15 protein-coding genes are annotated in these 12,119 nt (G+C 66.0%); 13 read left to right on the forward strand and 2 right to left on the reverse strand.

The window, feature by feature from the left end; translation table 11 throughout:
- The first annotated feature begins 150 nt into the window (after positions 1–150).
- The 11 genes from CSC74_RS17430 (at position 151) to CSC74_RS04465 (ending at position 9,308) form a co-directional block, all read left to right on the forward strand.
- The gene (locus CSC74_RS17430) at positions 151–603 is read left to right on the forward strand and encodes a hypothetical protein (RefSeq protein ID WP_211369547.1); all 453 of its coding nucleotides are present in this window, start codon (positions 151–153) and stop codon (positions 601–603) included.
- Entirely contained in the window at positions 604–1,113 is a 510-nt protein-coding gene (greB, locus tag CSC74_RS04420; protein ID WP_162313176.1) for a transcription elongation factor GreB, read from the forward strand. It begins immediately after the preceding gene.
- Between the two features lie 330 nt (positions 1,114–1,443).
- On the forward strand, positions 1,444–2,103 hold the full coding sequence (locus tag CSC74_RS04425; RefSeq protein ID WP_162313177.1) for a dienelactone hydrolase family protein: 660 nt from the start codon (positions 1,444–1,446) through the stop codon (positions 2,101–2,103).
- Positions 2,104–2,113: 10 nt separating this feature from the next.
- Entirely contained in the window at positions 2,114–2,521 is a 408-nt protein-coding gene (locus CSC74_RS04430; protein WP_246192940.1) for an HIT family protein, read from the forward strand.
- Entirely contained in the window at positions 2,518–3,210 is a 693-nt protein-coding gene (pxpB, locus tag CSC74_RS04435) for a 5-oxoprolinase subunit PxpB (RefSeq protein ID WP_162313179.1), read from the forward strand. The genes CSC74_RS04430 and pxpB overlap by 4 nt, the downstream gene beginning before the upstream one ends.
- The gene (locus CSC74_RS04440) at positions 3,207–4,175 is read left to right on the forward strand and encodes a 5-oxoprolinase subunit C family protein (protein WP_162313180.1); all 969 of its coding nucleotides are present in this window, start codon (positions 3,207–3,209) and stop codon (positions 4,173–4,175) included. Before pxpB ends, CSC74_RS04440 begins: the two co-directional genes overlap by 4 nt.
- 171 nt (positions 4,176–4,346) lie before the next feature.
- Positions 4,347–5,108 (forward strand): 5-oxoprolinase subunit PxpA, encoded by a 762-nt coding sequence (locus CSC74_RS04445; RefSeq protein WP_162313181.1) that lies wholly within the window; start codon positions 4,347–4,349, stop codon positions 5,106–5,108.
- Positions 5,105–5,806 carry a DUF969 domain-containing protein gene (locus tag CSC74_RS04450; RefSeq protein ID WP_162313182.1) on the forward strand — a complete coding sequence of 234 codons (702 nt, stop codon included), beginning with the start codon at positions 5,105–5,107 and terminating at the stop codon, positions 5,804–5,806. The genes CSC74_RS04445 and CSC74_RS04450 overlap by 4 nt, the downstream gene beginning before the upstream one ends.
- The gene (locus CSC74_RS04455; RefSeq protein WP_162313183.1) at positions 5,793–6,761 is read left to right on the forward strand and encodes a DUF979 domain-containing protein; all 969 of its coding nucleotides are present in this window, start codon (positions 5,793–5,795) and stop codon (positions 6,759–6,761) included. Before CSC74_RS04450 ends, CSC74_RS04455 begins: the two co-directional genes overlap by 14 nt.
- Positions 6,758–7,411, forward strand: coding sequence for a pyroglutamyl-peptidase I (gene pcp / locus CSC74_RS04460; protein ID WP_162313184.1), 654 nt, complete (start codon positions 6,758–6,760; stop codon positions 7,409–7,411). The genes CSC74_RS04455 and pcp overlap by 4 nt, the downstream gene beginning before the upstream one ends.
- A gap of 112 nt (positions 7,412–7,523) precedes the next feature.
- Positions 7,524–9,308 (forward strand): DUF885 domain-containing protein, encoded by a 1,785-nt coding sequence (locus tag CSC74_RS04465; RefSeq protein WP_162313185.1) that lies wholly within the window; start codon positions 7,524–7,526, stop codon positions 9,306–9,308.
- Between the two features lie 113 nt (positions 9,309–9,421).
- On the opposite strand, the gene dcd is transcribed toward CSC74_RS04465, so the two are convergent.
- Entirely contained in the window at positions 9,422–9,988 is a 567-nt protein-coding gene (gene dcd, locus CSC74_RS04470) for a dCTP deaminase (RefSeq protein ID WP_162313186.1), read from the reverse strand.
- Positions 9,989–10,085: 97 nt separating this feature from the next.
- Positions 10,086–10,931 carry an iron-sulfur cluster carrier protein ApbC gene (gene apbC / locus CSC74_RS04475; RefSeq protein WP_162313187.1) on the reverse strand — a complete coding sequence of 282 codons (846 nt, stop codon included), beginning with the start codon at positions 10,929–10,931 and terminating at the stop codon, positions 10,086–10,088.
- Positions 10,932–11,115: 184 nt separating this feature from the next.
- On the opposite strand from apbC, the gene CSC74_RS04480 reads away from it, so the two are divergent.
- Positions 11,116–11,547 (forward strand): DUF2147 domain-containing protein, encoded by a 432-nt coding sequence (locus tag CSC74_RS04480; protein WP_162313188.1) that lies wholly within the window; start codon positions 11,116–11,118, stop codon positions 11,545–11,547.
- An 89-nt stretch (positions 11,548–11,636) separates the two neighbouring features.
- On the forward strand, positions 11,637–12,074 hold the full coding sequence (locus CSC74_RS04485; protein WP_162313189.1) for a DUF2147 domain-containing protein: 438 nt from the start codon (positions 11,637–11,639) through the stop codon (positions 12,072–12,074).
- Positions 12,075–12,119: the final 45 nt, after the last annotated feature.

The raw sequence follows: 12,119 nt of genomic DNA on the forward strand, positions 1-12,119 counted from the left end.
ACTCGATGCTCCTCACCGGCCCAGGCGCACGCGAAGCGGGCGATGGCCATCGGATTGCATCGCTGAACGGCCGCCCGGAGGATTTGGTTCTACTATTCGCATTTGCTGCACTCCAGATGTTCCAGAAGAAACTCACAGGAAGCCAGATCAATGACCCGTCGAACACTACTTCTGCTTGCGCTCGTCGCCGCATCGGCGACCGCCTGCAAACCCGAAGAGCCTGCGGCACCGGCTGAACCCGTCGCAACCCCAGCCACCACGCCTGCGGATGCCGCCAATCCGGTCGATGCCAGCGCCGCGGTCGAGAACACGCCCGCAACGGATGCGAGCAGCGCCACGCTCGATAGCAAAGCGCTGGCCGGCAAGTTCGACGACGGCGAATCGGTGCTGGAACTGCGCGCCGACGGCAGCTACGTGCAGACATTGCAGGCCGGCGGCAATCCGATTTCCACCGATGGCAGCTGGAGCGCGGCGGACGGCGGCGGCTTGTTGCTGGACCCCAACAGCAAGTCCGCCGAAGACGTCCGCTTCCAGGTCGTCTCCAACGACGAATTGCGCAGCGGCGACGGCACCCGCACCTTCCGCCGCGTCGCCGGCCAGTAAGTGAGCCGTTGGCGTCCGCCCGGGGAGAAAAGCACCGCCCTGATCACGCGCCAGGGCCATGACCGCCTGAAGGCAGAACTGGACGACCTGTGGCGGGTGCGGCGTCCGGAAGTGGTCGTCGCGCTCACCGCAGCCGCCGCCGAAGGCGATCGTTCGGAAAACGCCGAGTACCACTATCGCAAGAAGCAACTGGGCGAGATCGACCGCCGCGTGCGCTACCTGACCAAGCGCCTGGAGGTATTGCGCGTGGTCGATACGCCACCCGCCGACCCGGAGGCGGTGTTCTTCGGCGCCACGGTCGAACTCGAGAACATCGCCAATGGCGCCCTGTCGCGTTACCGCATCGTCGGACCCGACGAAACCGATGCCTCGCGCGGCTACATCAGCATCGATTCGCCGCTGGCGCGGGCCTTGCTGAAGAAGCACATCGACGATGAAGTGGAAGCCAGCCTGCCCGGCGGCATCCAGTCGTTCGCGGTCATCGGCGTGGACTACATCGACCTGTCCTGAGCCGCGCCTACCTCCTCCCTTGCGCGCAGCGCAGGGAAGGAGCATGAAGCGCGAGCTGTTGACCTCCTCCCATGCGTAGCAGGGGAGGATTGAGGAGGGGTGCTTGTGATCTTGATCTTGATCTTGATCTTGATCTTGATCCTGCTTCCAACCTCCTCACTCCTCACGAAAAGCTCTGGCTTCAATGCGAAAGCATCGCGGGCAAGGCCTGCTCCTACAAAGCCGGAAGCATCGTGGGCTGGGTCCGCTCCTGCAAGGCCGGAAGCATCGCCTGTGCGAGGGAGCCCGCCCGAGGGATTAAACTCGCCTCCTCTCGTCGAGGAGCCGGACATGGGCCAGTGGATCGATCTGCACACCGCGCACGGCGACATCGCCGCCTGGCGTGCCGAACCGGCGGGCAAGCCGCGCGGCGCGATCGTGGTGATCCAGGAGATCTTCGGCGTCAACCCGCATATCCGCAGCGTCGCCGGGGATTTCGCCAGCGAAGGCTACGTGGCCCTGGCGCCCGCGTTCTTCGATGTACTGGAACCCGGGGTCGAACTCGGCTACGACGATGAAGGCATTGCCAGGGGCCGTGACCTGATCACCCGGCTTGGCCTGGAAAAAACGGTGGGCATCGTGGACGACGCGGCCAGGTCGCTTTCCGGTATCGGCCCCATAGGCACGGTGGGCTACTGCTGGGGCGGCACCGTCGCCCTGCTCGCCGCGCTGCGCCTGGGATTGCCCTCTGTCAGCTACTACGGCTCGCGCGACGTGCCGTTCCTGGGCGAAGCGCCGAAGGCTCCGCTCATCTTCCACTTCGGCGAGCGCGACAAGTCGATCCCGCCGGAAATGGTCCAGCAACATCGCGATGCGTTGCCGCAGATGCCGGTGTACACCTACCCCGCCGATCATGGTTTCAATTGCGACGCACGCGCCAGTTACGATCCAGCCAGCGCGAAACTCGCCCGCCAGCGCACCCTCGCTTTCTTCGCCGACCATCTCGCTTGAGGCACAACCCGTGACCGATTTCCTCCTCGACCCGCGCCTGGCCGCCGACAGCGCGTTCATCGCCGACGGGCCGCTGTCGCAGGTGCGGCTGATGGACGACACGCGTTTCCCGTGGCTGCTGCTGGTGCCGCGCGTGACCGGTGCCTCCGAATGGCTGGAACTGGACGGCGCGCAACAACGCCTGTTGCTGGCCGAGGTCAACCGGGCCGGCAACCTGGTCCGCGCATTGCCCGGCGTGGAAAAACTCAACATCGGCGCGCTCGGCAACATCGTGCGCCAGTTGCACGTGCACCTGGTCGGCCGCCATGCCGGCGATGCCGCGTGGCCGGGACCGGTATGGGGTAGCGGCACCGCGCAGCGGCACGCACCGGAGGCGCTGGCCACGCAGGTCGAATTCTGGCGCTCGCGGCTGCAATGACCCCGGCATTCGAAGCGCTGGCCGACGATGCGCTGTTGCTGCGCTTCGGCAACGCGATCGAGCAAATCCACAACACCCGGGCCCTTGCCGTTGCGCGGCGCCTGCGCGAACGGCAACCGCCGTGGCTGCGCGACGTGGTGCCGGCCTACGCCAGCCTCGCGGTGTTCTTCGATTGCGACAGCATCGACGACGCCGATCCGCACGCCTTGGTGGCTGCGGTCTTGCGCAACTGCCTGGATGCGGGCACGGAAGCGGACGAAGCCCATGCGCGCACCGTCGACATACCGGTCTGCTACGACCACAGCATGGCTCCCGACCTGGCGGAAGCCGCCGACGAACTCGGTCTCGGCATCGAGGAGCTGATCCATCGTCACTGCGCCGCGGATTACACCGTAGCGATGATCGGTTTCGCACCGGGATTCCCCTATCTGCTCGGCCTGCCGGAATCGCTGACGCTACCGCGCCTGGCCACGCCGCGCACGCGCGTGCCCGCTGGTTCGGTCGCCATCGGCGGCAACCAGACCGGCATCTATCCTCGCGAAAGCCCGGGTGGCTGGCGTTTGCTCGGACGCACGCCGTTGGCGTTGTTCGACCCCGCGCGCACTGCGCCCTCGCTGCTCGCGCCCGGCGATCGCGTGCGTTTCCAGCGCATCGGCCTTGCAGCATTCGAACGCATGGCATCGTCATGACTTCTGTTTCGATTACCCATTGGGAAGTGATCGCCCCCGGCGCACTGACCACGGTCCAGGATCGAGGACGCGAGGGCTGGCGGCACCTCGGCGTCGCGCGCGCAGGAGCGCTGGACCTGGACGCAGCGATGCTGGCGAACGAACTGCTCGGCAACAGTCCCGATGCGGCGGTGCTGGCACTGAGCCTGCAGGGGCCAACGCTGCGGCTTCCACAGGCTGCCATGATCGCCATCACCGGAGCGATGGTGGTGGCTACGTCGAATGGCATTGCGTTGCCCGGTCATCGGCCTATCGCGGTGCCGGCGGGAGAACTGAAGCTGACCGGGATCCGTGCGGGCATCCGTGCCTGGCTGGCGGTGGCCGGCGGCTTCGATGCGCCGTCCTTGATGGGCAGCCGCAGCACCGATCTGCGTGGTGGTTTCGGCGGCATGGAAGGTCGCGCCCTACGTGTCGGCGATCGACTGCCGGTAGTCGCCTCGACCATCGCGGAAATCGCGACACCGCGGATCGCCGCCTGGTGGATCGGCAATGACGATCCCGCTTTCGACGACCACCGTCCGATCCGCTTCGTTGCCAGCGCATCCGTGCACGCGAAAGCGCTTGCCAAGCGACCCTGGCAGGTCAGTCCGAACAGCAATCGACAGGGCATACGGTTGCAGGGCGAAGCATTGGCCGGCGCCGGGCCTGGCCGTGTTTCAGAACCCGTGGCCATCGGCAGCATCCAGTTGCCGCCCGATGGCCAGCCCATCGTCCTGCTGGCCGACGCCCAGACCATGGGCGGCTATGACCTGCTCGGCCACGTGATCGCCGCCGACCTGCCACGACTGGCGCAAGCGGGACCCGGCGCCACTCTGGCGTTCGCGCCGGTGGATATCGACGAAGCACGCAGGATCGGCCTGCGGCATCGGCAACAACAGGCCCGCACCGCGCTCGCGATACGGCAACGCCTGGCCATGCCTTCGTGACCTGCCTTCATGAACGGATAAAAGCTGCATAATCGCCGCTGCTTTTTTCGCGGGCAGGAAGCTTTCCATGAGCACCGATCTTCTCCCGACCCCGACCCCGACCCCGGCCTTGGCCGCGCCCGGCGTGCCATGCACGCGTGATCTCGCGATCTAGGTGCCCTCGGCAAGCGCATGGCGACAGCACCGCACATAGATTTCAACTGCGACCTGGGCGAAGGCGTCGGCGATGATGCGGCGATCCTGCCTTTCATCAGTTCGGCCAGCATCGCCTGCGGTTTCCACGCCGGTGGCCCGGCCCTGATGCAGCGCAGCGTGGCCTTGTGCGGCGAACATGGGGTGGCGATCGGTGCGCATCCTTCGCACGACGACCGCAAGAACTTCGGACGCATCGCATCTCCCCTTTCGCCCGCCGATGCCTATGCCCTGACTCTGTACCAGGTCGGCGCGCTGGATGCGTTCGTGCGCGCGGCGGGATTGCGCATGAACCACGTCAAGCCGCACGGCGCCCTTTACAACCAGGCCGCACGCGACCGCGTGTTGGCCGATGCCATCGCCACCGCGGTGCGCGACCACGACCCCGGGTTGATCCTGTACGGTCTGGCCGGCAGCGCCCTGACCGAGGCCGGCACGGCGCTCGGACTGCAGGTGGCGCATGAAGCCTTCGCCGAACGCCGTTACGAAGCCGATGCCACGCTGACTCCGCGTAGCCACGCCGATGCGGGCATCGGGGATCCCGCCGATGCCGCAAGCCAGGTGACGGGCATCCTGCGCGATGGCGTGGTGATCGCGCGCACCGGCGAACGCGTTGCGCTGCAGGCGGACAGCATCTGCCTGCACGGCGACCGCGCCGATGCGGCCGGCTTTGCGCAAGCGCTGCACGCCGCCATCGGCGCTGCGGGCTTCCGGATCACGGCACCGGAGCGGCGCGCATGAACTACTGGCCGCTGCTAGGCATCGCGGTGGTGGTGGCCGGCTTCGTGCTGCGCTTCAATCCGGTGCTGGTGGTGGTGGTCGCCGGATTGACCAGCGGACTGCTGGCCGGGATCGCCCTGCCCGACCTGCTCGCGTTGCTGGGCACCAGTTTCGTCGAGAACCGCGCGCTGCTGATGTTCCTGCTGACCCTGCCGGTCATCGGACTGCTCGAGCACTACGGTCTGCGCGAACGCGCCAAGGAATGGATCGCCAGCTTCCGCGGGCTGACCCTGGCGCGTTTCCAGATCGCCTACCTGGCCATCCGCCAGCTCGCGAGCATGGCCGGCCTGACCCATGTCGCCGGTCCCGCGCAGACGGTGCGTCCGCTGGTGGCGCCGATGAGCGAGGCCGCCGCCGAACGCACGCTGGGCGAACTGACCGACAGCGAACGCGAACAGGTGCGGGCCAGCGCCGCGGCGACCGACAACATCGGCCTGTTCTTCGGCGAGGACGTTTTCGTCGCCATCGGCGCGGTGCTGCTGATCCAGGGCTTTTATGCGCGCAACGGTATCGAACTGGAGCCGTTGACCATCGCGATCTGGGCCCTGCCTACCGCGATCGCCGCCTTCGTCATCCATTCGATCCGCCTGAAGCTGCTGCAGCGCCGGCTCGAGCGCACGCGCGCCGCGGCGACCGGAACGGCCGATGCTGAAGATTGATTACTTCTACTGGCTGGTCGCGGCCTTCCTGCTGGTCGCCGCGGGCTACAACCTGCGCGAACGGCGTTACGCCACGGCGGCGTTCTGGCTGATCCTGACCGGTCCGTTCGCATTCGGGGCGCAGATCCTCGCCGCGGCCAGGACGGGCGTGCAATGGCCGGCGCAGGCGATGGGCGCCGGCGTGATCGCATTGGGCGCGCTGGCCGCGCTCAGCCGCCTGGGCACGCCGCCCGACAACGCCGAGGCGCTGGCGCGACGCCAGGCCCTGGCAGCGACCCTGCGCAACCGGCTGTTCCTGCCGGCACTGCTGATTCCCGTGCTGACCCTGGTGTTGTTCGTCGCCAGCAAGTGGCTGCCGGGCATGGACCGGTTGATGGATCCCAAGGCCCTGACCCTCAGTTCGCTGGGCATCGCCAGCCTGCTCGCCTTGATCGCCGGCTTGTGGGTGACACGCGCCCGATCGACCGAACCGCTGGCGCAGGGACGCCGCCTGCTGGATTCGCTGGGCTGGGCGGTATTGCTGCCGATGGTGCTGGCGACACTGGGCGGCGTGTTCGCCGCGACCGGCGTGGGCGAAGTCATCGCGGCACTGGTGGGACAGGTGATCCCGATCGAAAACCGCGTCGCCTGCTTGCTGGCGTTCGCGCTGGGCATGGTCCTGTTCACCGTGATCATGGGCAACGCCTTCGCCGCGTTCCCGGTGATGATGGCCGGCATCGGCCTGCCGCTGCTGATCCGCAAGCATGGCGCCGATCCCGCCAGCCTCGGCGCCATCGGCATGCTCACCGGTTATTGCGGCACCCTGCTCACGCCGATGGCCGCCAACTTCAACATCGTGCCGGCGGTGCTGCTGGAGTTGAAGGACCCGTATGCGGTGATCCGTTCGCAGGCGATGACGGCTTTCGCACTGATGGCGGTCAATGTCGCCTTGATGCTGGTGTTGTGTTTCCGATGAAGAAGTTGCCCACGATCCTGCTGACCGGTTTCGCGCCGTTCGATGGCCAATCGCTCAATCCCAGCTGGGAAGCGGTCCGCGCACTGCAGGGCAAGCGCATCGCGGGCCACCGTATCGTCGCGCGCTGCCTGCCGGTCGCGTTCGATGCTTCGTTGAAACAGTTGCGCGCCGCCCTCCGCGAAACATCGCCGGAGATGGTGATCTGCGTGGGCCTTGCCGGCGGGCGCGAACGGATCTCGCTGGAGCGCATCGCGATCAATGTCGATGACGCGCGCATAGCCGACAACGAGGGTCGCCAACCGATAGACGAAGCCATTGTCGTCGACGGGCCCGCCGCGTATTTCTCGACCCTGCCGATCAAGTCGATGCTGGCCGGATTGCGCGATGCCGGATTCCCGGTCGAGGTTTCCCAGACCGCCGGCACCTACGTCTGCAACCACGTGTTCTACGGGCTGATGCACGCCCTGCGCAGCCGTCGCAAGGTCCGCGCCGGATTCATCCACGTTCCTTATTCTCCGGAACAGGCGGCCGCCATCGCCGGTGCGCCGGGCCTTGCGCTGGAAACCGTCATCGACGCGCTGCGGCTGGCGCTGCGCATTGCCATGGATACTCCTATCGACCAGCGCATAGGCGCGGGCACCGAGCACTAGTCCATTCCTTGAGCGTGATTCACGCAGGACGGATTCGACAACGACTAGGATTGCCGCACGATCGCGTTACCGCTCCTCGAACAACCCTCCCCTTCCGGCCTGGATCCATACGATGCGCTCACTGGACAAACCTTCCCGACTGTTCCTGGCAACTTCCGTCCTCGTCGCGTTGCTGACGGGTTGCAAGCAGCCCGCCGCTCCCGCCGCCGATACCGCTGCCGTTCCGGCAACTGCCGCGCCCGCTGCCGGCGACGCCACCTGGCAACCGGCCGTGGACGATTTCATCTCCGGTTTCTTCCAGCATTTCCCCACCTGGGGCGCCAATGCGGGCAAGCATGAATTCGACGGCAAGCTGCCCGACTTCAGTCCGGAAGGGTTGAAGGCGAACATCGACTGGCTGCATGCGCAACGCGACCGCCTCTCCGCTTTCGGCCAGGACAAGCTGGACGCGACCCAGGGCTTCCAGCGCGACTACGTGCTGGCGGTGATCGATGCGCAGTTGTTCTGGCTGGAGGATTCCGGTTTCGCCAGGAACAATCCGGGCTTCTACACCGGCGACCTGTCGCCCAGCATGTACCTGACCCGCCCATACGCGCCGCTGCCGCAGCGCATGGCCGCGTTCGTCGCCTACCAGGAAGCGCTGCCCAAGGCGATCGAACAGATCCGCGGCAACCTCACGGGCCCCTTGCCCGCGACCTATATCGACCTCGGTGCCAACAGCTTTGGCGGCTACGCCAGCTTCTTCAAGGACCAGGTGCCTGCCATCTTCGCCGAGGTGAAGGACGAGGCCTTGCAGGCGCGCTTCAAGGCCTCCAATGCCGCCGCGGTGAAAGCCACGCAGGAGATGGCCGACTGGTTCACCGCGCAGAAACCCAAGGCCACCCAGGATTTCGCCCTGGGCGCGGAGAAGTTCTCGAAGATGCTCTACGCCACCGAGCGCGTGGACCTGCCGCTGGACCAGCTGAAGGCGATCGGCGAGGCCGACCTGCAGCGCAACCTCGATGCCTTGAAGGCGGCGTGCGACCAGTTCGCCGCCGGCCAGACCATCAACGCCTGCATCGCCAGGGTCGATGCCCACAAGCCCGAAGGCGGCGCGGTCGAAGGCGCGCGCAAGCAATTGGTCGGGTTGAGGCAGTTCATCCTCGACAAGGACCTGGTGACGATCCCGGGCACCGAGGAAGCCAAGGTCGACGAAGCGCCGCCGTTCAACCGCTGGAACTTCGCCTACATCGAGATCCCCGGCCCCTACGAAAAGAACCTGCCGTCGGTGTACTACATCGCGCCGCCGGATCCGAAGTGGCCCAAGGCCGAACAGGAAGCCTACGTGCCGGGCCAGGCCGACCTGCTGTTCACCTCGGCGCATGAAGTCTGGCCGGGCCACTTCCTGCAGTTCCTGCACGCCAACCGCGCCAAGTGGTCGTTCGGCCAGTTGTTCGTCGGCTACGCCTATGCCGAAGGCTGGGCGCACTACACCGAGGAGATGATGTTCGACGCCGGCGTGGAAGGCGCGACCCCGGAAGTGCACATCGGCCAGCTGACCAATGCGCTGCTGCGCGACGTGCGTTATCTGTCGGCGATCGGCCTGCATACCGGCGGCATGACCGTGGCCCAGTCGGAACAGATGTTCAAGGACAAGGCCTACCAGGACCCGGGCAACGCGCGCCAGCAGGCCGCGCGCGGCACCTACGATCCGGCCTACCTCAACTACACCATGGGCAAGCTGATGATCATGCAGCTGCGCCAGGACTGGACCGCGAACCATGGCGGGCGCGAAGGCTGGAAAGCCTTCCACGACCAGTTCCTGAGCTACGGCGGCCCGCCGATCCCGCTGGTGCGCGCGCAGATGCTGGGAGGCAAGGCGGAAGCGAAGCTGTGGCAGGCGCCTGCGAAGGACTGATACCCGAACGCAATTCGAGCCTGACCGTAGGAGCGTCCATGGGCGCGAGCTCTTGGGCGGGAGCCTCGAGGCGTTACGAAGAGCTCGCGCCCATGGGCGCTCCTACAGATGGCTCAGGTGCGCGGCAGGGTCACGCCGGTCTGGCCCTGGTACTTGCCGCCACGGTCCTTGTAGCTGGTCTCGCAGACTTCGTCGGATTCGAAGAACAGCATCTGCGCCACGCCTTCGTTGGCGTAGATGCGCGCGGGCAGCGGCGTGGTGTTGCTGAATTCCAGGGTCACGTGGCCTTCCCACTCCGGCTCCAGCGGGGTCACGTTGACGATGATCCCGCAGCGCGCATAGGTGCTCTTGCCCAGGCACACGACCAGGGTACTGCGCGGGATGCGGAAGAACTCCACCGTGCGCGCCAGGGCGAAGCTGTTCGGCGGGATCACGCAGGAGTCGGCCTCGACGTCGACGAAGCTGCCGCTGTCGAAATGCTTCGGATCGACGATCGTCGAGTTGATGTTGGTGAATATCTTGAATTCGCGCGAGCAGCGCACGTCGTAGCCGTAGCTGGAGGTGCCGTAGCTGACGATGCGCTCGCCGTTGACCTGCTTCACTTGCCCGGCTTCGTACGGTTCGATCATGCCGTGCTGCTCGGACATGCGGCGGATCCAGCGGTCGCTCTTGATGCTCATGCAATGGTTTCCCGGAAATCGACACGATCATTATAAGGTGGGCCCTGGCCCACCATCCGGCCATCGCGCCATCGGCGATGGCGGGCCGGGGCCCGCCCTATACCAGCGACGAGGCGATCGGCATCGAGGCGCGCGGGCGCTTCGCCAGTTCCGCGGCCATGGCCCGCGCGACCTGGCGATAGGCCTGGGCCACCGCCGAATCCGGCGCCGCGGCCATCACCGGCTGGCCGGCGTCGCCCTGCTCGCGGATGGCGATGTCCAGCGGCAGCGAACCCAGCAACGGCACGCCGTATTGCGCGGCCATGCGCTCGCCGCCGCCTTCGCCGAACAGGTGCTCCTCGTGTCCGCAGTTCGAGCAGACATGCACGGCCATGTTCTCGACGATGCCCAGCACGTGCACATTGACCTTCTGGAACATCGCCAGCGCCTTCTTCGCATCCAGCGTGGCGATGTCCTGCGGCGTGGTGACGATGACCGCCCCGGCCACCGGGATCTTCTGCGCCAGGGTCAGCTGGATGTCGCCGGTGCCCGGCGGCAGGTCGATCAACAGGTAGTCCAGGTCGTCCCAGCGGGTGTCGTTGAACAGCTGGGTCAGCGCCGAAGTCGCCATCGGCCCGCGCCAGATCATCGGCGTGTCGGCATCGACCAGGAATCCGATCGACATGGCTTCCACGCCGAAAGCGCGCATCGGCTCGATCGACTTGTTGTCCGGGCTCTCGGGCTTGCCGCTCAGACCGAGCATGGCGGGAATGCTGGGGCCGTAGACGTCGGCATCGAGGATCCCGACTTTGGCGCCTTCCGCATGCAGGGCCAGGGCCAGATTGACCGCAGTGGTGGATTTACCGACTCCGCCTTTGCCTGAACCGATCGCAATCACGTTCTTTACGCGCGGCGATGGCGACAGGCCTGTCTGTACCGCGTGCGCGCTGATTCGCTGCTTCATGAATGAAGCCCCTGGGAATTCCGGAAGGATTTCATTTTACCTTTATCCCTTGCCGCGGCGCCTGCTGAACGGGTGTCCGGAGCCGGCTCCATACGCCTCCGGATGCGGTATAAAGGCCGCTGCATCCGGCGCGGTACATCGTGGCGACCCGGACCCAACCATCCACTGTCCCTGGGAGGGGAATATGCGCAACAAACTGATCGCCACCCTGGTGGCACTGCCCCTGCTGGTCATTTCGATGTCGGCCATGGCGGCCGATCCAGCGGTCGGCCGCTGGAAGACCTACGACGAGGAAACCGGCAAGCCGCGCCTGATCGTGGACGTGTACGAAGCAAAGGGCGGCACCATCGCGGCCAAGGTTGTCGACACCCTGTTCGCGCCCAATGCGACCTGCACTGCCTGTACCGGCGCAGCCAAGAACAAGCCGATCAAGGACATGGTGATCGTGTGGGGCCTGAAGCCCGATGGCGCCGCGTACAGTGGCGGGACCGTGCTCAAGCTCGCCAACGGCAAGACCTACAAGTCGAAGGCCGAGCTGTTGTCGCCGAACAAGCTACAGGTCTCCGGCTGCCTCGGCTTCATCTGCAAGCATCAGGAATGGACCCGCGAGCACTGAGGCTCCACCCGAGCTGAAAGACCAACGGCCCGGATATCCCGGGCCGTTTTGCGCATCATCCCACCTTCGCTTCGAACGGATCACCAGCCATGTCCCTGCAACGCCTGTCCATCGCCCTGCTCCTGCTGGTTCTGCCTTTTGCGTGCTTCGCCCAGAACAGTCCGGTCGGGCGCTGGAAAACTATCGACGATGAAACCGGCAAACCAAAGTCCATCGTCGAGATCTACAAGACCACCAACGGCACCCTGGCCGGCAAGGTGGTCGAGATCCTGCAGTCCGACAAGGGCCCGAATCCGCTTTGCGACAAATGCTCCGGCAGCAACAAGAACAAGCCGATCAAGGGCATGATCATCCTCTGGAACCTCAAGGAACAGGACGCCACCCATTGGACCGGCGGCACCGTGCTGGATCCGGCCAAGGGCAAGACCTACAAATCCAAGATCGAGCTGCAGGCCGGCGGCAACAAGCTGGACATGGACGGCTGCATCTCCTTCATCTGCCGCACCCAGACCTGGGTCCGCGAATAAGCGATCACTGCCGCAAGCAAGCGATCTGTTCGGCCCGGCACCTGC

Source organism: Pseudoxanthomonas yeongjuensis, assembly GCF_010093345.1.
GTDB lineage: Bacteria > Pseudomonadota > Gammaproteobacteria > Xanthomonadales > Xanthomonadaceae > Pseudoxanthomonas_A > Pseudoxanthomonas_A yeongjuensis.